Origin of the sequence: Rhodanobacter sp. MP1X3 (assembly GCF_014207165.1) — a bacterium.
GTDB lineage: Bacteria > Pseudomonadota > Gammaproteobacteria > Xanthomonadales > Rhodanobacteraceae > Rhodanobacter.
Genome location: NZ_JACHCO010000006.1, coordinates 143,796 through 162,120 on the forward strand (window position 1 = coordinate 143,796; position 18,325 = coordinate 162,120).

Below are 18,325 nucleotides of genomic sequence, written 5' to 3' on the forward strand. Positions count from 1 at the left end.
TGAATCACATCAATAGCTCTGCTTTCATCAGCAAAGACCAACTCCGTTGAGGTGTCTATGAACCGTCGCGAATTCCTGCTTGCCGCCGCCAGTGCTGCCGTGGCCATCCCGACGCTGTCTTTTTCCGGCAAGCTGTTTGCCGCGCCAGTCAGCTCGCAGCGCTTTCTATTCGTTTTTCTGCGCGGCGGCTACGACTGCAACAATCTGCTGGTGCCTTACAGCAGCGATTTCTACTACGAGTCACGCCCGACCCTGGCAATCGCCCGCCCCGACGCCAACAACCCCAACAGCGCCATTGCGCTGGACTCGAACTGGGGCCTCAATCCCGTGTTGCGCGATTCGATTTACCCGCTGTGGCAACGCAAGCAGATTGCTTTCGTGCCGTTTGCCGGCACCGATGATTTGTCGCGCAGCCATTTCGAGACACAGGACAACATCGAACGCGGTCAGGCCATGGGAGCGACCGGCAACTATCGTTCCGGCTTTCTCGCGCGTCTGTCCGGTCAGCTGCACAGCGTACCCACCATCGCCTTTACCAACGATCTGCCGCTGAGCCTGCAGGGCTCGGACAAGGACGTGCCGAATATCTCGCTACGTGGCAATACCAACTCGTCATTCGACGCGCGGCAGTCGGCGATTCTCACCGACATGTATCGCGGCACGCCGCTGGCATCTGCCACAGCCGATGGCCTGGAGCTACGCAAGACAGTGTCGAGAGATCTGCAAGATGAAATGGCCAAAGCCAGCCGCGGCGCACCCAACGCGAGCAATTTCGCCAACGAGACACGACGTATCGCCACCTTGATGCGTGATCAATACCGGCTTGGCTTCGTCGATGTTGGCGGTTGGGATACCCACGTCAATCAAGGCAGCGTCACCGGCGGACTCGCCAACAATCTGAAGAATCTCGGCGAGGGTCTGGCCGCCTATGCTGACGCCCTGGGCGACGAGTGGAACAACACCACGGTGGTAGTCGTGTCTGAATTCGGCCGTACCTTCCGCGAGAACGGCGACAAGGGCACCGACCACGGCCACGGTACCGTGCACTGGGTGCTCGGCGGCAAGGTCAAAGGTGGCCGCATCGCCGGCGAACAAATCGCGGTGAACCAGCAGAACTTGCTGCAGAATCGCGACTACCAAGTGCTGAACAACTATCGTGACGTGCTGGCCGGTCTGCTGGGTCGCGTCTGGGGGCTGCAAGGTAATCGCATGCAAGCGGTATTTCCTCAGGCAAAGCCGCGCGATCTGCAGCTAGTCTGAGCGCATGATGGGGCAACATATGTTGCTCGCTCGACCTTAGTGGATTTCAAGGAAACGCCTCGCATGCGCCCTGTTCAATTTACTGTTTCGAAGAGTCACCTCCTGCGCGGCCTGCATCTCTTCGCCTGCGCCCTGCTGTTGATGACACCGCTATTGGCCAACGCGCGCAGCAGCGCTCCGCTGAAACCCGATGACATCAGCTGGCTGCGCCGCGATGGGTTCGGACTCGACACTGCCAGCGTGACGCGTTACCGCGAACTGGGCCGCGGCGGGCTGCTGGATGCGCAGCTCGCCGATCGCATCAACGATCCGCTGCCGCCGGCCATCGTGTCGCTGATCGACGGTTATCAGGCGATTGCCAAGTCGCCACAACAGCTGCTGATGGAACTGGACGCGGCGCAGCAGCACATCAAGATGATACCGGATGGCCCCGATCAGGTGGCCGCGAAAAAAGACCTGCAAGACTTGGTCAACCAGCTGCAACAGCAGGCCGAGCAGGCCGAAATGCTGCAAGCGGTGTACGGCCCGAATCAACTGAAAGAGCAGCTGGTGTGGTTCTGGCTGAATCACTTCAGCGTCTACGCGCCGAAGGGCCGTGTCCGCTGGGAGCTGGGCGACTATATGCAGAACGCGATTCGTCCACACGCGCTGGGCAAATTCCGTGATCTGGTGATGGCCACGCTGGAAAGTCCGGCCATGCTGGAATTTCTGGACAATAATCAAAATGCCAAAGGACACGTCAACGAGAACTACGCGCGCGAGCTGATGGAGCTGCATACATTGGGCGTGGGCTCAGGCTATTCGCAGCAAGACGTGCAACAACTAGCGCTGATCCTTTCCGGCGTCGGCATTGCGCCGATCAACGGTAAGCCGGAGAAATTCAATCCGCAGTTCGCACCGCTGGTTGTGCGCAATGGCTTGTTCGAGTTCAATCCACAGCGCCACGATTTCAGCGACAAGGTTTTCCTCGGCCACACGATCAAGGGCAGCGGCTTTGACGAGGTCAATCAGGCAGTCGACATCATCGTGCAGCAACCGGCCTGCGCCGAATTCATCTCGCGCCAGCTGGCCCAATATTTCGTGGCCGACAACCCGCCACCGGCGCTGGTGAAGAAGATGGCGCATACCTTTCAGCGCAGCGGCGGTGACATCGCCAAGGTGATGCGCACGATGATCGAATCACGGGAATGGCTAGCCGGCAATCATCAGAAATTCGACAATCCGAAGTTCGACGACCCGATGCGCTTCGTCGTGTCGTCAGTGCGGCTGGCCTTCGATGGCAAGCCTGTCGCCAACGCGTTGCCGCTCGTCAACTGGCTCAACCAGCTGGACGAACCACTATTCGGCCGCATCACGCCCGATGGCTGGCCACTTGATGGTGCCAGTTGGTCGAGCTCCGGCCAGATGGCCAAACGTTTCGACATCGCCCGTGCGATCGGCAACGGCAACAATCAACTATTCACTCCCGTCGGCAGCACCACACGCAGCGGCGGCTTTCCGATGCTGACCACGCGCCTCTACTACGACACCATCGAGCCCTACCTGTCTCCAGCCACACACGACGCGCTCGCCAAGGCCACATCACAACAGGAGTGGAACAGCTTTCTGCTGGCATCGCCGGATTTGAACTACCGCTGATTCGCCCTGATCGCCTCGGACGAGGCGATCAGCTCAGTCGAAGGAACTCTGCACCAGCAGGTGTTTGGCGATCTGTCCGTGCAACTTGCCGAGCCCGCGCACCAGGTGCAGCGTGATGAATAGCAAGGCGATGCCGATCACGCATATGACGATCGCTTCGCTCCAGCCGGGTACGTGCTGGCCAAAGCCCCAGTCGACAGTCACTCGGTTGCCGATGAAAACGCTGTCCCCCCAGAGATACTGGAACGGCAGCGCCAACGGCACTAAGACGAAGGCGATCGACACGCTCAGCAGGGTCACCGAAAGGGTGAAATAAACAATACCCAGCGGCAACATCAAAAACATGTATAGCAGCGTAGTCCAGGTCCGCGCGTCAGTGAACATCGAGCCGATGCGCTTGAACAACGGCTGCCCCGGCTGCGCGGTATACGCCGGTCGCCGTGGCATGCGCACGCCCAGCATGGTTTCGACGATGCGCCCTTCCAGCAACGACAACCCACGCACGCTGCCGAAAAAAAGCACAACGAAGGGAATACCGATGATCAGTACCGAGAGACCGGCCGACATCGACACGCCGGTTACCGCCCAGGTGAAATAGAAGATGCCGGTGGCCAGCGACAGCAGCATGTAAAACAGTGCACCGTAGGTACGACCATCAGCTGCGACACCGAAGAAACGCCCAGCCAGCGAGCGCCGCTGTGGCGCGGGCGGTGGTCGAATTGCACGCTGGATTTTTATTTCCTGATCGCGATAGATCTCGGCCACTTCATCCGGCGCGCCATAGCTGCCAACCACCTGTTCCAGCATGGCGGCCTCATCGCGACCGGGATGATCCGCCAGCTCAGCGCGCAGATGCTCCTCGGCATCGTAGAGCGCATCCTGGATCAAGGCGGGGTCGGCACCGCGCAGCGCGGCACGAAGCTGATTGAGATATTCGACGATCGTGCGTGGCGTCGTTGGCGACGATGGTTTCATCACACCCCTCCTTGCAAAACGTTATCGACGGAATCGCGGGTGGCGTTCCACGCTGCTATCCATTCGCGCAGCGTGTCTCGCCCTGATTTGGTGATGCGGTAATAACGGCGTGGTGGCCCGCTAACCGACGGCTCGACCTCGCTCGACAGCAGGCTGGCCAATTCCAGATTGCGCAGCACCGGGTACAACGCGCTCTGTTTGCCGGCCAGCACGCCCTCACCGGTTTCCTCCAGTCGTTTGGCGATCTGGTAGCCGTACATCGGCTGGCGCGACTGGCTAAGCACAGCCAGCAACACCAACGAGACAGTTCCGCTGGAAAGCTCCTTCTGGAATTTCTTCAACTGGCTGGCGGTGTCTTCCACAGGCTTACCTGCACGGCTACATAGTCGTGAGTAAACAGTAGTACTTACTTAGTACTAGTACATGGGCCTGAAGTCATGCTTATGCGAATCGTTGTGTGGGCAGGCGTAGCTGACTATGGGATTTCGACCCGAGAGCCGCATCTGCAGGTGCTGGTTTGAATGAACAGTCTGCCGGTTACGTGATGCTAGGCGATTTGCCTTATCGACGGGCCTTTTGCGGTTACCGCCGTGATGCATAAAAGAGCAATCCCCGCCAGGAGAAACATCGCGGATGTATTCTGCGCAACGGCAAAACCCGCAAGACCCATCGATACGGGCATTGCTCCCAACGAAATTAAAATGAGTACGCTAGAGACCAGGCCACGCACGCTAACGTCGATGCGCTGCATGACCCAGGCGCCGATGTGAATGTTGATGCAGCCAGCCACACATCCAATCAAAGCAAGCACGGCTGACAGAGAGTAGATGTTAGCGGGTACGATGCCGATGGTAGCAAGGCACATACCCAACAGAACGCTGCCGCCAAGAATCAATATTCCACGCCGCTTAACTCGCCACACCCCTGCGAGTATCGCCCCGGCAAGGCCACCCGCAGCAGCTGTAGAAACCAGGATGCCATAGGAAGACGACGATCCGAGGTGGAACTTTGCGATGTCCGCAATGCCAACCGCCAATGGACCCGTCACGCACAGGTTCACCATCATGGCCATCAACACCATCGCCCGTAAGGGTAAGTCGCGCATCACATACGCGATGCCATCGCTCATGGCCTTTATAACGTTTGCATGAGAGGGCGACCGTGGTGGATCAGGGAGTCGCAGCAAGGCTCCGATCACAAAGAGGAAGCTCACGGCATCAATGTAAAAGGCGAGAGTAACGCCAAGCTTCGCGATCACGATGCCTGCGCATAGGGGACCAACGATGGCGGTGAGTTGAGCGACACCCTGGCTCAGGCCAGAGCCGGCTACCAGTTGTTCGCTCTGCAGAATCGATGGGAGGAATGCAGACTGCGCAGGCATGGCGAACGCGTCGGCTATGCCAAAGATCACCACCAGCAGATACAGCGCTACGACACCCAGATCGCCATGTGCAACAAGAACCCCGGTAACCGTGACGCAAAGTGCCCGTGTCATGGCAGTTACGACCATGATCCATCGCGCCGAGACCCTGTCGGTGACAACGCCACCGATGAGAAGGAGGGCTGCCCGAGGGATCGCCCCGGCCATCATGAGTGCCCCCAGCATCGTGGCGGACCCGAGCTTTTCAAGCACCAGCCAAGGCAGTGCCACGAGATAGAACTGGTCGCCCAGGAGTGAAATCCCGCTACCGATAAGCCATCGGCGATAAGCGGCATTTCGTAAAGGATGCCCATTGGTTACCGAGGTGTCGGCATGTGCAATCTGTTCGACGTCCATGAATTCTCCTTAATGTATATGTAAATTTACATTTACATATAGCTGATGTCTACTATCGAGGTCAACAAGGAATCACCGATGACCACGCCATCCTTGGCACCCCGCCAGGCACGCAGCCGCGAATCTGAAAAAAAGTTGATGAAGGCGACGGTGGATCTGCTCGGGCGGTTGGGTCTGGAGGGAGCAACCATCCCTCGTGTTGCCGAGCTTGCGGGGCTGACGCCGGGTGCGGTTTACCGTCGCTTCCCTGACAAGAATGCGCTGATGGAAAGAGTCATCATAAGGATTATTGAAGATCAGACCGAGCACCTGCAGCGAACGTTCACGCTGGAGATCGCAAGCAAGAGCACGCTGGCAGCGCTGGTCGAAGAGTTGGTCCGCACCACGTTGGTGGGCTATCGGCGTCACGCAACGCTACTCACTGCATTGCGGCAGTTTGTGCAGGGTAGCGATCACCGGGCATTCAAGCGTAAGGCGGCGGCGCTGGAAACCCGCAACTTGGAACATGTCGTAGAGATGCTGATGACGCATCGAAACCACGTCCGTCACCCGGATCCCAAGACAGCTCTGCTTCTGGCCTTCGTCATGCTCACAGGAACACTGGTCGAGCTGTTTCTCAGCGACGACAACATGGAGAATTGGCAACACCTTATTCCTAACGACAACGAATCGTTGGTGCGCGAGTTGACGCGCATGTTTCTTAGTTACATCGACGCCGTTTAACAGCGTGCACCGTTGCCTAAACTTGTCTCGCGATCACAAGCTCTGCCGGAACAGCTAACTGAGGCATCCGTCAACGAAAGGACCCATATGTCCGCCTGGGTGAAAACGGCCCACTCCAGCTCGCTGGCAATTCCATCGTGAGGCAACGCTGTATGTCGCCACTCATTGTTCAATACCAGCGGCAAATTCATCGCTGACCGGAATCGCTGTTCAACATCGCCGGAATCCGCAGCCAACTTCGAAACACGTCGTTGCAAACTTGATGTCTGCTGCGATGGCGGTCATTGCAAGCTTGTCGAGCTGTCATCGTATTCGCGTGGACTCGAATCTACCGATCATGTACTTTAGCTTCCGATCAATTAACGTTGTCATCCGCGTCTGATTGACGCCATTGCATGGGTGACATGCCGTGCTGGCTCTTGAACGCACGACTGAACGCAGCTTGTGATGTATAGCCGACGCGGGCTCCAATGTCCGAAATCGACGCTCGACCATAGCGCATCAATTCGGCCGCGCGAGCCATCCGCCACCCCGTCAAATAGGCCAGCGGCGTCTGACCGACAACTCGCTGGAAACGCTCGGCGAAAGCCGAGCGGGACAGATGGGTAAGCTCGGCCAGCTCGGTGACACTCCAGGCATGGCCAGGTTCAGCATGCATGGCAACGATGGCGCCGCTTATACGTGAATCGATCGCGCCAGAAAGCCAGCCGTATCCTACCTCGCCACCGGCCGCCCAAGTGCGTAGCAATTGCACGAAGATCACGTCAAGCAGTCTGGAGATCATCGCCGCTGCGCCGGCGCGAGGATTGAGTGCTTCGTCGAGAATAAAGTGGCAACTTAGCTCCAGCCATTCAAACGGACGGTCTCGCAGTCCCTTCAGAATAATCACCGGCGGAAGTATCGACAGCAGGCGCCGCGACAGCATGCCGTCGAAGCCAAAGTCACCACATAGCCAGACCGTCTCCCCGCTGCCAAGCGCCAGCCGCGTTTCATCGTAGTCCCGCTTCGCCAGATCATAGAGACCGTCTGCCTTACGGCCAGGCTGATCCGAGATCACGTGGCCGTGGCCATGCGTGAACAGGACCAAGTCACCTTGGGACGCCCGGTAGGTCTGTTCGATGCCCTCTGCAGCAATCGCGATACTTCCGCTACGCACGATGTGCAGTCGATGCTTTCCGGATGGATAACGGATGCCGAAAGGTGCCGAAGCTGCGCATGTAAACACCGTGTTGCCACGCACGCGCATCAATTCAAGTACGTCGGATAAGGCATCGCGTTTGAACGCAAACGGATCGTTTGCCTGATCGTCCTGTCCAACCGGTGTTTGAGCATAAAATTCCGGCTTCTTCGTCATGCGTCAGCGTCCGTCCAACCCCTAGGATGGACACATCGTTTGCACGGAGGGGCTGCAATGTCAAAGACCATTATGCTGATCCACGGCGCGTGGGTGACCACCGCGAGCTGGACCCATTTCCGGTGTCTGTATGAAGAGCAAGGTTATCGCGTGGTGGTGCCAGCATGGCCATACCTTGACCAACCGGTCGAATATCTTCGTCAACAACCGGATCCGCGCCTAGCCGATATCACCATTCGCGATCTGGTCGATTACTTCGAGCAGCAGATCCGTACCCTGCCCGAACCGCCGATCCTGATGGGCCATTCGTTCGGTGGACTGATCGTGCAAATGCTGCTCGATCGAGGATTGGGTGCTGTGGGTGTGGCGATCGATGCCGGCCCACCGCGTGGTGTGTTGCCTAGCTTCACGGCGATCAAGGCGGCGTTGCCTGTTTTGCTGGCGTGGCGCGGCTGGAGCCGCATCCTGACGATGTCATTCGACAGCTTCGCGAATACTTTCGCCAATACCTTGGCAAGGGACGAGCAGCGTCGGACCTATGACAAGCAGATCGTCCCGGCGCCAGGGCGCATCTATTTTCAGGCAGCACTGGGTATCGGTAATGCCGTCCATTTCAATAACCCTAAGCGACCACCACTCCTGCTGATCACGGCTGAGAAGGATCGCACCAGCACACCATCAATGGTGCGAGCCATGTATAGCAAGCACAGCCGTGCCCCCAGTCGCACGGACATCATGGAATTTCCGAATCGTAGCCATTGGTTGATCGCCGAGTCGGGTTGGGAAGAAGTTGCCAGCAAAGCGCTCGCTTGGGCACAGACCAACGCGAAACAGTAAATACTCCACATTCCATCTAAAACAGACTCTGGCGTGATTTGGCATATTTCCGTTTTGAGCAGCGGACGGCCATTCTCTGTTCTGAGGTCGTCGGTCATTTCAAAAGATTCAACTTTGGTCAAAATCGCGTATCTCTTGGGGAGTACGAACGACTTACTTGAGCCGGCCCTGTCCAGGCTCGGCTGAAGTGACCGTATCTCTACTTTTCAGTAGTGTCGAAATAGCGAACCGACGTCAGATGATCCATTCGGTCACCTTCATCGATCAGTACTCCAAGTGGACACGTAATCCCACAACCCGGGCTGGTCCGCGGTCCCGATTGTAGCCAGGGTTGTGAACAAGCTGGATATCCGCCGTTACGAACGCAAACGACGTGACGGCAAGATCGTAGTACGCCTCCCCGATCTGCTCGGTGGCGTAGTTCAACCGACCGTCCCCTAACGTGAAGCCTGATCCGCCTGCTGCCAGGTAGTTTCGGTGTTCCGGCGAAAGCCCGTTCACTGCAAACGCAATGGCGATTCGATCCTTTGGACGTTCCCACTCTGTTCCGGCGAGCTGCGCGCCAATGCTGGCGCTGCGGTCCGCTTCGGTGAAGGCGAATGACTCCGTCTTCCCGTCGTTCCACGCGACACGTCCGAACAAACCCGTGTCCCCCTCGTCAGCGAGTGGAACATCAACGCCCGCCGCCGCTCCATATTTATACCGACCGTTTTGGTCATCGGCGCGAATGTTTGGAACACTGCCCGTTTCTTCAGCTCGAAGCAAAGCATCGTCATAGATGCCCATCCGTGCCTTGTTTTGAAATACGAGCAGCCACACGCTGCTGCTTTGGGGATCGTGCTGCCAAGTCACTTGCGCGTTCTGGCCATTTGCCCGGCCGATGGGACCTTCCAGATTTGGCCCGTTGGCCTGCGTAGGCATCTGATATACGCCGTAACGCCAAGTCCAGGGGCCGGTAACATAAGTCACGAGCCCGCCGACTGTGTAGCCTCGCGTGTCAGCGGCGAAATCCCAAGCTGGACTGTTAAACAAGCTCCAGTTCATGAACTGGGTTCGCGTCGAATTGCCATATCGGCTTTGGTCGAAGTCGTCGTTCACAGCCATGAGCCCCAACTTGAAGCTCAGGCGATCGTCAGCCTGATCGCCCGGCAGTTGATCCATCTTCCGTTTGACTTTCGTGGTTTTGTCGCCCAGTGGGATGTCGTACGTAAGGAAGGCGCGCGCGACGTAAGCACCACGCCCGAGCGTGCCACCGCCACCACGGATTACATCGCCGTTGGTCAAACCGGCCAGTCCAGTGCTGTGGCTGACAGCTTCACCACGGAACATTTCTATATCCAAATAAGCAGAAAGGCGCGAAGTCACGGGTAGCCCGAAATAGGCTCCGAATGTGTGGGAACGTGCATGGTCTCCTCGCGGATTCAGGCTGAGAGGACCCTCGTAGGGAGAGTGCAAGCTGTTTTGGATCTGCGTGATGAACGTGTACTGCGCGCCGAGCAATTGCGGCACAAAGTACTGGACTTCGTCGGCGATGACGTCACTCATGCTCACAGACACAACAATTGTCGCAACAATAATTGTTGCGCATCGATTCACTCATTGACCCCAGGTGGCGAACATCACGACAGCGGCGGCTGTCATCACTCCCGTAGCGATCCACCCCCATACTTTGAGCGATGTGTTGAGGGTGAATTTGCCCATCACTTTTTTATTCATGGCCAACAGCATGATCATGATCATCATGGGTACTGCGGCGACACCATTGATTACTGCGCACCAATAGAGCGCCTTGATGGGATCGACGGGAGTGAAATTGAGCACGATCCCCACAAGGCTGGCGAAGACGAGTACGCCATAGAAGAACTTCGCTTGATGCGGTTTGTACTCAAGCCCGCTGCGGTATCCCAGCGCACCCGCTGCCGCGAAGGCAGTCGATCCAGCAAGTACGGGCACGGCAAGTAGACCTGTGCCAATAATGCCTGCGGCAAATAGCCCAAAGGCAAATCGTCCAGCGAGGGGGCGCAGTGCTTCGGCAGCGTCCGACGCTGACTGGATATTTGTCTTTCCGTGCGCATGCAGAACGACAGCCGCCGTCAAGATGATGAAAATGGCTACGATGTTCGAGAACACCATCCCGATCGTCGTGTCGACGGTAATACGTTCGATCTGTTCGGGCCCCTGCGATGGATCCGCTTTCAATGACCGGCGATCGCCATCATCGCGGATTTCCTCGGCCTCCTGAGCCGCTTGCCAGAAGAAAAGGTAGGGACTGATGGTCGTGCCGAGCACGGCAACGATAGCAACGGCATACTTGGCATTGGGCCGCACTTTGGGTACGACAATGCCTTTCACCACTTCACCCCAAGGAACATGAATGACAAATACCGTCGCCACGTAGGCGAACAGACTGAGTGTCAGAACTTTGAGGATCGGCGAATACCGGGAAAACGGGACATACATCTGCAGCAGCAGAGACACGATTGCGAAACCTGCTGCATACAACACCGCGGGGCCCCCGATCAGCAGTTTCAGCGCGGCTCCCATGGCGCCGATGTCGGCTGCCAGGTTGATCACGTTGGCTACCAGTACAGAGAACACCAGTCCATAAACCCATGGACGTGGATAGTACTTACGCATGCTGCTGGACAGCCCCTTGCCCGTGGCGCAACCAATCCGCGCGCTGATCGCCTGGATCGCGATCATCAGCGGCATCGCAAGAAAGAGGCTCCAAATCGTGGCATAGCCATAGGCGGCACCTACTTGCGAGTAAGTGGCAATCCCGCTCGGATCATCGTCCGCTGCCCCCGTGATCAGACCCGCACTCAATTTTCGCAGCAGGGAGGGCTTGGATTTCGTGGACGATAAGTCGTTCAAGCAGGCACCCTCTATCAATGTGTTTACGCATCAAGCACAGGTGTGGCGAAATGTTTCCGGTTACGAAGGTGACGCTCTCGGTTACGGGTAAGCTCCAACTCCCAATTCCTTGGCGTTAGCACTCAAGTAAAGAACTATCCCGAGCATGGCGACAAGCGGGATGACGGCAAAAGCAACACCACCCGGTAACTACACTTCGTTGGGGCACCAATGCGTGCTTCAAATAACGTGGAGCACCAGCAGCACGATCACGATAATGAGAACGATGCCGAGGCCACCTATCGGGCGGTAGCCCCATGAACGGCTATAGCCCCACGTCGGCAGCGCACCGATCAACAGCAGAATAAGCACGATGAGCAACAACAATGAAAGAGACATGATGGTGTCCTTGTCGTCAGCTGCGGTGAGCCCTAGGCAAGGTTCGCAATGGATGTCTCATCGCGCAGAATTTCGAACCTATGCGCGACTCATGCATGATAACCAGTCATCAGTGCATGGATTGTCAATACAAACCTCCCTGCACTGATCACAGCGTGCTCACGGGGAAATGACTTTACCTGCATGCGTAATCAGCGATGCTTAAAGGAGATCGAAGCCGGAACGTAATTGTAATTGCTGTTCCGGTTTTGACCGCAGCTTGAGTACGAGGCGGTACGGTTCGGTGATGCTGTAAAGCTTTTTGCAGGACGGCGTACTGCGATCAACCAGGCGCCGGATAAGGACTCTTTTTCAATAGCGCCGCGAGGTGCGCTGCATTGCATGCCGGTGTTTTGATCGTACTGGCGAGTTTGGGTGGCATGCGAGCCAGGTCTTTGTAATTGACACTGCCCATGGCTTCACCGACCCAGTATGCAGAGCTGCCACCCGGAATGGTAAAGCCGACATCGGCGAGTGCCTGGTAGAGCTCGGCTGTGACATGGTGTGCGCCGTCTTCATTGCCAACGACGGCGACGATGGCGACACGGCCGAACGTGGGGTAGCGACCTTGCTTGTCGATCTCATCGAGAAAGGCGTCCATCCGCTCCAACACGCGCTTGGCCACGCTGGAAGGTTGACCCATCCAGATCGGTGAGGCGAGGACAAGAATGTTCGCATCGAGCACCTTGCTGCGTAGAGCGGGCCACTCATCGCCATTACCCTCGTCAGCCTTGACGCCAGGTTTGACGACGTAATCCGCAACGCGGGCATGGGATACCCCTACACCGTACGGAGTCAGTGCGTGCAGAATCTGGTCCAGCAGTTTCTGGGTAGAGGACTCCTCCGGCCCTTGCTTGAGCGTGCAGTTCATTCCGAATGCGGTGAGTGACTTGGATTCTTTCGAGCCCTTCTTGTCCATGATCCATTTGCCCTTGCAGCTGACTAAGGGAAATCGAGATTAGGGAGGGAGGCGTCGTGGGATGATGAAACGTAGACGCAGACTACTGTCAGCAAATCTAGGATTCCGCGTTATCTGAATTGTGTTCGATCGCGTCGCGCCGCTCACGCCAGGTTTGTGCAGTCTGGGGCTTGACGAAAAGAGAGGTGATTTCCGGATGTGCGATCTTGGCCTGCCTCTCGATACGGTTGATGCAGTCCTCGATCTGCGGCGTGGTCAACGCGTCCTCGAACTCGGCACTGAGTGCAGCTACCACCTGGTTCGGGCCCATCTGTACGGTCATTACGCCATTGGCACAGCGCACATCGGCATCGCCCGAGGCAATCGCAAGAATGGAATCGGCTACCACCGGATGCGCGGCTTCACCGATCAACAGCCCCTTGGTCTCACGCGCCAGCAGCGAAGCTGAAACAGCGAGCACGCATGCAATGCCGATCGATGCCACACCGTCGAGCACGGGCAGGTTGAGCAGTTGCGCGCCAGCAAGACCTGCCAAGGCCACCATCAGGCCGAGCAGTGCCGCACTGTCTTCCAGCAGCACGGTGAACGTGCTGGGGTCTTTGCTCCGACGAAAGGCTTCGAAGTAACCCATTCGCCCCTTGTGCAAACGAAACTCGCGGAGTGCCACATACCAGGAACTTCCTTCAAAAAGCAGCGACACGGCAATTACGCCGTAATTCAATGACGGGTGAGTAATGGGCTCAGGCTGGCGTATGTGCATCACTCCCTCGTAGAGCGATGCACCTGCACCCAGTGCCAGTACCAGCAACGCGACGATGAAACTCCAGAAATACAGCTCACGACCGTGACCGAATGGATGCGTGCGATCCGGCGGCATCTGCGCGCGGTGCAAGCCGTACAGAAGCAACAGTTCGTTGACGGTATCGACCAGGGAATGCACCCCTTCGCTAAGCATTGCCGAGCTGCCGGATATCCCTGCCGCCACAAACTTGGCGATGGCGATCATCAGATTGCCGGCGAGGGCAACGTAGACCACTTTGCGCGAACCGGTGGTAGGCAAGCGTCAGGCCTGTAGTTGGTGCTTCAATCTCGTCATGTCAGATGCATGATGAAAGGCATCACCGCCTGAAGGCTCATGATCGTTCCTGGTTCTCTACGCCACGGGGACGCATCGGAACGGGGTCGGAGCCATACGCCTGAGGCATGGCAGGATCTGTTCGCCCCAGTGTGATGTTCTTTGACGCGCGCACATGACGATTGGCAAACGTCCATATCTCACCTGTCGCCGTGATCAAAACAGTCCAATAGAGATCAGATTCCGGGCCATAGTCGATAAGGATGTGGGCAAATCCTTCGCCTTTGGGTGTGTTCATCGGTAGGGGCGGATTGAGTTGCAGCATGCAAGGCCTCCTCAAGTTCTCTCGCACGATGCTTTCATCGACGTGAACAGCCTGAGAATTTCCAGCTTCAGACCGCGTTTGCATCAAGCCTCGCTGGAAGTCCCTCACACAACGTAGCAACCACTTCACGCAAGAAATGCATGCGTGAGGGCCACAGTAGTTTCTCGGTCAAAGTCGCTCTTGAGTAGGCTCTGATGGTGAAAACTCCATCTCCACTGCGAAATTCCAATAATCAGCATGAAAAGAGAAACGACATGGCAAAAATCGACACGGAAAAACGCGACGACCTAACAGAGAGTCACTTCGCGTTTCCCAGACAGCGCAAGGAACATCTTGAAGACGCCGCGCATGTGCGCAATGCCGTCGCGCGTTTTAACCAAGTCGAAGGCGCAAGCGCTGAAGAAAAAGATGAGGCATGGAAACGCATCCAGGCAGCTGCGAAGAAGTACGGCGTCGAACTCAGCGAAAAGAGTCGTCACGAGATGAGCAAAGGCTGACACAAAAGTTGGCTACGAGCCGTCGTCGACTTTTACAGTGTAGTCACGGCAATAAGGCCACGCTTCAGATGATCCAACCGCCTATGGGTATTTATGATCATCTTCGATATTCCGTATGCGCCGTTGCATAGCGGCGAATGGTCTGTGGAGGTGAGCAATGATGGTAATCCAGAATTCAAAAGCCGCCATGACGCACTTCGGTTTGCAGTCAGCTCTGCTCTGAAGGCGCATCAGCAGGGCAATGACTCTCTGATCACCGTCGAGGGCATTGACGGTCAATGGCGCATGTTCGACCACCGGGCAAAAGGCGTCGCTTAGACATGCGTCGACTCGAGCAGCTGAGAAGATATCAAACGATCCATCTCAGTAGCACGCCTGGCTCGTCGTTTGCCGCCAGAAGCCGGTCGGCGCTGAAAGGTTTTTGAAGGCATGCCGTACTCGTTGTATAGCTTTCGGCGTAATGAGAGTCCGGACGTGTCTTTCTGGAAGTCGCACCACGCGGGCTCGAGCCGAAGAAGATCGCCGGACCAATCCGATTCGCACCTACAGTGATTCGCCTGAACGACTTGCACGTGTGGGAGGTCACTTCGCGGCTATGCCCGAGGTGTTGGGATCTTTATGTCAGTCGTGACGTCGACTGAAGTTCACAAAGCACACCAGGCCTCCTAACTCTGCAAGGTCTCGAATCTGGACGGGCGTATGATGGGGCCAATAGGTTGCTGGGGAATACACTATGGAACTTATGCGCCTTGTCATTGTGGAAGACGATGTCGCGATCCGAAACCTTCTGGCGGATGTCTTGAAGCAAAAGGGCGGTACGATCGTCGGCACCGCCAACAATTTGCTTGACGGGATGGCTCTGGTCAAAGAAACACCCTGCGATTGCGCGGTCGTGGATATTGATCTCGCTGGCGATCAAGCATTGCCATTGATCGAATTATTGGAAGAACTAAGTATCCCCTTCGTTCCGATCACAGGACTGACGCTGGCGAATATTGATTCGCCTCGAATACGAGCGATGCCATTGCTCATAAAACCGTTCGATAGCCATGATCTGCTAGATGCCATCGCCCGAGCTTGTCAGATGCCGCCTAACGCCGCCTCAAGTTGAACGGCGTTTTTCCTTTAGGCTTACATGGATCAACAGATCCATTGAACGGCTAGTTCAACGATCCATGTTTTTTTCAGCCCCATCCTTTTGGACCAGTCACTTCTGAAGGGCGAACACCTAGGATACGTTGATGCGGAAGTTACGAGATTGTAGTTTGGCCGTCCCCTGCGCAACACCGGCCGAACGATTTCATCAACCTGTTGCATCGACCGGTTGATTCCAAAACCAAAACGCGCATTCCACACCGACACTACGTCGTCACGGTCTCGCGCCCACGATCGCATCTCCCTTAACGCTGGAGAGATGCTTGTGCAGATGACCAACAAGATATTTGGAACCCTTGCGACAATCGGCGCTCTGGTGCTCAGCCCCTTGGCGATGGCGCAGACAGATGCAGGTGCAACCGCTCCGTCGAAGCAGGACACCATGTTTGTCGCCAAAGCATCGGCAGGCGGCATGACGGAAATCCAGGCAAGCCAATTGGCTGACTCCCATGCGCAGTCCACTGCAATCAAGAGCTTCGCCTCGACGATGGTGACCGACCACACGAAAGCTGGCGACATGCTGTCCTCCATCGCTCAGAAGGACGGATTCACGCCATCCGCTGCCCCGATGCCGATGCAACAAAAGGAGCTGTCGCAGCTCGGAAAGCTGAATGGCGCGGCGTTCGATAAAGCCTATACGGCGATGATGTTGAAGGATCATCGCGAGACAATTGCGCTCTTCAAGAAAGAGTCCATGGTGGGTAAGAACGACGACCTGAAGTCATTTGCGTCGCAGACATTGCCCACACTCCAGCAGCATATGACAATGGCAAAAAAACTTTGACTGCCGCAAGCCGTGATTGCGACAAGTGATTGGATCTGAGGGTAACAAGGCACCAAGCAGAAGTGCTTGGTGCTTTTCTATCGAGAAAATTCCTGTGGCGTTTCCCATCTGTTACTACATCGAGATAGCGCAATGAAGGAACCTCGGATGCTCTATTGGCGGCCATCATCGTGCCCACCGCCAGCATCGCGCCAGTGACGTCTGCACGTCGCTTGCATGCCTGACAAGTAACCATCCGTCGACCTGGATAGGATCGTCAAAATGCTGCCAAAAATAGAGATCTACGAAGCGATCGAGATTCGATATGGTTACTCGATCCAAGATGACCTCTATCACGCCCACTTTGATCTTCCGGCTGATAGACACGTCCAGAAAAGTTTGCAGAGCGAAAGCCACTCCACGATGCCGGTGGCAAGTTCGATGCCCGGAAAATTTCATATACATGGGCCGGCCGAAGGTGAACTACTCGATCACGCGCGAACACAGATCGATACTTTTCTTGGAAAATAGCCAGACGCGCATCAAACGCTAGATCGTCAGCGCCCCACCTTCTGGAGAATCTTTGTGACCTATCAAGCAGCACCGAATCGCTACGATGGCCTTATGCCCTATCGCCGTTGCGGCAGGAGTGGCATTGACCTTCCAGCCATTTCGCTAGGACTGTGGCAGAACTTCGGCGGCGCGGACGTTTTCGAGACGGGTCGCGCCATCCTGCGACGCGCTTTCGATCGCGGCGTCACCCACTTTGATCTCGCGAACAACTACGGCCCGCCATACGGCTCGGCCGAGGAAAACTTCGGTCGCATCATGGCCAGCGACTTCGCGGCGTATCGCGATGAGTTGATCATCTCCAGCAAGGCCGGCTGGGACATGTGGCCGGGTCCTTATGGTGGCATCGGCGGCAGCCGGAAGTACCTGATCGCAAGTCTCGACCAATCGCTCAAGCGCATGGGTCTCGACTACGTCGACATCTTCTATTCGCATCGCGTCGATCCGACCACGCCGCTGGAAGAAACCATGGGTGCGCTCGCGCATCTGCATCGCCAGGGCAAAGCCCTTTACATAGGCATCTCCAGCTATTCACCCGAACTCACCCGCAAGGCGGCGGCGATCCTTGCCGAAGAACGCGTGCCACTCTTCATCCACCAGCCCAACTACTCCATGTTCAACCGCTGGATCGAAGACGGTCTGCTCGAGACACTCGAGGACCTTGGCACCGGCTGCATCGCATTTTCACCGCTCGCCCAGGGCCTGCTCACGTCGAAGTACCTCAAAGGGATCCCCGCTGATGCGCGCGCCACGCGAGAAGGCTCGTTAGGCAAGGACCAGCTGAGCGAGAAGAATCTTGAGCGTATCCGCGCACTCAACGCAATCGCCGAACGACGAGGCCAGACGCTGGCGCAGATGGCCATCGCGTGGGCGCTGCGTGATCCGCGCGTAACCTCGGCACTAATAGGCGCGCGCACCATCGAGCAGCTGGACAATTCACTGGACGCGGTCCATGCGCTCGACTTCACTGCTGAAGAACTGGCCGAAATTGAAAAGTACGCGACCGATGGCGGCACGGATCTGTGGAAAAAGTCGGCGGAACTTTGATATCCATGCCGCCCTTTGCCGCGCACAGCAGCGCGGCAAAGGGCGGCCAGCGGATCAAAGAAAACGCATGCGCCGTGCCTGGGCTAAAGAGGAGCAATTCATGATGAATCTTCCTATGT

At 56.7% G+C, this 18,325-nt stretch carries 19 protein-coding genes; 9 read left to right on the forward strand and 10 right to left on the reverse strand.

Features of this window, described 5'->3' with window-relative positions; translation table 11 throughout:
* The first annotated feature begins 57 nt into the window (after positions 1 to 57).
* On the forward strand, positions 58 to 1,260 hold the full coding sequence (locus tag HDE79_RS16170; protein WP_184603326.1) for a DUF1501 domain-containing protein: 1,203 nt from the start codon (positions 58 to 60) through the stop codon (positions 1,258 to 1,260).
* 141 nt (positions 1,261 to 1,401) lie between these two features.
* Complete coding sequence (locus tag HDE79_RS16175; protein WP_255488478.1) at positions 1,402 to 2,898, forward strand: DUF1800 domain-containing protein; 1,497 nt, start codon at positions 1,402 to 1,404, stop codon at positions 2,896 to 2,898.
* A 33-nt stretch (positions 2,899 to 2,931) separates the two neighbouring features.
* Here the strand turns inward: HDE79_RS16175 and HDE79_RS16180 are convergent, their stop codons facing one another.
* The 3 genes from HDE79_RS16180 to HDE79_RS16190 form a co-directional block, all read right to left on the reverse strand.
* Positions 2,932 to 3,873: a sensor domain-containing protein gene (locus HDE79_RS16180; protein WP_184603330.1), complete on the reverse strand. Its 942-nt coding sequence runs from the start codon at positions 3,871 to 3,873 to the stop codon at positions 2,932 to 2,934.
* Positions 3,873 to 4,235 carry a PadR family transcriptional regulator gene (locus HDE79_RS16185; protein ID WP_184603332.1) on the reverse strand — a complete coding sequence of 121 codons (363 nt, stop codon included), beginning with the start codon at positions 4,233 to 4,235 and terminating at the stop codon, positions 3,873 to 3,875. Before HDE79_RS16185 ends, HDE79_RS16180 begins: the two co-directional genes overlap by 1 nt.
* Before the next feature lie 185 nt (positions 4,236 to 4,420).
* Positions 4,421 to 5,650 (reverse strand): MFS transporter, encoded by a 1,230-nt coding sequence (locus HDE79_RS16190; protein WP_184603334.1) that lies wholly within the window; start codon positions 5,648 to 5,650, stop codon positions 4,421 to 4,423.
* A 78-nt stretch (positions 5,651 to 5,728) separates the two neighbouring features.
* Between HDE79_RS16190 and HDE79_RS16195 the strand changes: the two genes are divergently transcribed.
* Positions 5,729 to 6,373 carry a TetR/AcrR family transcriptional regulator gene (locus HDE79_RS16195; RefSeq protein ID WP_184603336.1) on the forward strand — a complete coding sequence of 215 codons (645 nt, stop codon included), beginning with the start codon at positions 5,729 to 5,731 and terminating at the stop codon, positions 6,371 to 6,373.
* A 355-nt stretch (positions 6,374 to 6,728) separates the two neighbouring features.
* Here the strand turns inward: HDE79_RS16195 and HDE79_RS16200 are convergent, their stop codons facing one another.
* Entirely contained in the window at positions 6,729 to 7,727 is a 999-nt protein-coding gene (locus tag HDE79_RS16200) for an AraC family transcriptional regulator (RefSeq protein ID WP_184603338.1), read from the reverse strand.
* Positions 7,728 to 7,784: 57 nt separating this feature from the next.
* On the opposite strand from HDE79_RS16200, the gene HDE79_RS16205 reads away from it, so the two are divergent.
* Positions 7,785 to 8,564 carry an alpha/beta hydrolase gene (locus tag HDE79_RS16205; protein ID WP_184603340.1) on the forward strand — a complete coding sequence of 260 codons (780 nt, stop codon included), beginning with the start codon at positions 7,785 to 7,787 and terminating at the stop codon, positions 8,562 to 8,564.
* A gap of 264 nt (positions 8,565 to 8,828) precedes the next feature.
* Here HDE79_RS16205 and HDE79_RS16210 read toward each other — a convergent pair whose 3' ends face one another.
* The 6 genes from HDE79_RS16210 to HDE79_RS16235 all read right to left on the reverse strand — a co-directional run bounded on the left by HDE79_RS16210 (position 8,829) and on the right by HDE79_RS16235 (position 14,174).
* The gene (locus HDE79_RS16210; protein ID WP_184603342.1) at positions 8,829 to 10,109 is read right to left on the reverse strand and encodes a carbohydrate porin; all 1,281 of its coding nucleotides are present in this window, start codon (positions 10,107 to 10,109) and stop codon (positions 8,829 to 8,831) included.
* Between the two features lie 51 nt (positions 10,110 to 10,160).
* The gene (locus tag HDE79_RS16215; RefSeq protein ID WP_184603343.1) at positions 10,161 to 11,438 is read right to left on the reverse strand and encodes a divalent metal cation transporter; all 1,278 of its coding nucleotides are present in this window, start codon (positions 11,436 to 11,438) and stop codon (positions 10,161 to 10,163) included.
* A 219-nt stretch (positions 11,439 to 11,657) separates the two neighbouring features.
* On the reverse strand, positions 11,658 to 11,816 hold the full coding sequence (locus HDE79_RS16220; protein WP_184603345.1) for a DUF3309 family protein: 159 nt from the start codon (positions 11,814 to 11,816) through the stop codon (positions 11,658 to 11,660).
* A 322-nt stretch (positions 11,817 to 12,138) separates the two neighbouring features.
* On the reverse strand, positions 12,139 to 12,774 hold the full coding sequence (locus tag HDE79_RS16225) for an NAD(P)H-dependent oxidoreductase (protein ID WP_184603347.1): 636 nt from the start codon (positions 12,772 to 12,774) through the stop codon (positions 12,139 to 12,141).
* A 97-nt stretch (positions 12,775 to 12,871) separates the two neighbouring features.
* A complete protein-coding gene (locus tag HDE79_RS16230) occupies positions 12,872 to 13,810 on the reverse strand; it encodes a cation diffusion facilitator family transporter (protein WP_184603662.1) in 939 nt (312 codons plus the stop codon).
* A gap of 97 nt (positions 13,811 to 13,907) precedes the next feature.
* Positions 13,908 to 14,174, reverse strand: a complete 267-nt coding sequence (locus HDE79_RS16235; RefSeq protein ID WP_184603349.1) for a hypothetical protein — start codon at positions 14,172 to 14,174, stop codon at positions 13,908 to 13,910.
* 194 nt (positions 14,175 to 14,368) lie between these two features.
* Here HDE79_RS16235 and HDE79_RS16240 point away from each other — a divergent pair, with 194 nt between their 5' ends.
* The 5 genes from HDE79_RS16240 (at position 14,369) to mgrA (ending at position 18,206) form a co-directional block, all read left to right on the forward strand.
* Entirely contained in the window at positions 14,369 to 14,671 is a 303-nt protein-coding gene (locus HDE79_RS16240) for a DUF6582 domain-containing protein (protein ID WP_343205987.1), read from the forward strand.
* A 93-nt stretch (positions 14,672 to 14,764) separates the two neighbouring features.
* Positions 14,765 to 14,989, forward strand: coding sequence for a hypothetical protein (locus HDE79_RS16245; RefSeq protein ID WP_184603352.1), 225 nt, complete (start codon positions 14,765 to 14,767; stop codon positions 14,987 to 14,989).
* A 415-nt stretch (positions 14,990 to 15,404) separates the two neighbouring features.
* Positions 15,405 to 15,782 (forward strand): response regulator, encoded by a 378-nt coding sequence (locus tag HDE79_RS16250; RefSeq protein ID WP_184603354.1) that lies wholly within the window; start codon positions 15,405 to 15,407, stop codon positions 15,780 to 15,782.
* A 315-nt stretch (positions 15,783 to 16,097) separates the two neighbouring features.
* Positions 16,098 to 16,610 (forward strand): DUF4142 domain-containing protein, encoded by a 513-nt coding sequence (locus tag HDE79_RS16255; protein WP_255488479.1) that lies wholly within the window; start codon positions 16,098 to 16,100, stop codon positions 16,608 to 16,610.
* 564 nt (positions 16,611 to 17,174) lie between these two features.
* The gene (gene mgrA / locus HDE79_RS16260) at positions 17,175 to 18,206 is read left to right on the forward strand and encodes an L-glyceraldehyde 3-phosphate reductase (RefSeq protein ID WP_184603357.1); all 1,032 of its coding nucleotides are present in this window, start codon (positions 17,175 to 17,177) and stop codon (positions 18,204 to 18,206) included.
* Positions 18,207 to 18,325: the final 119 nt, after the last annotated feature.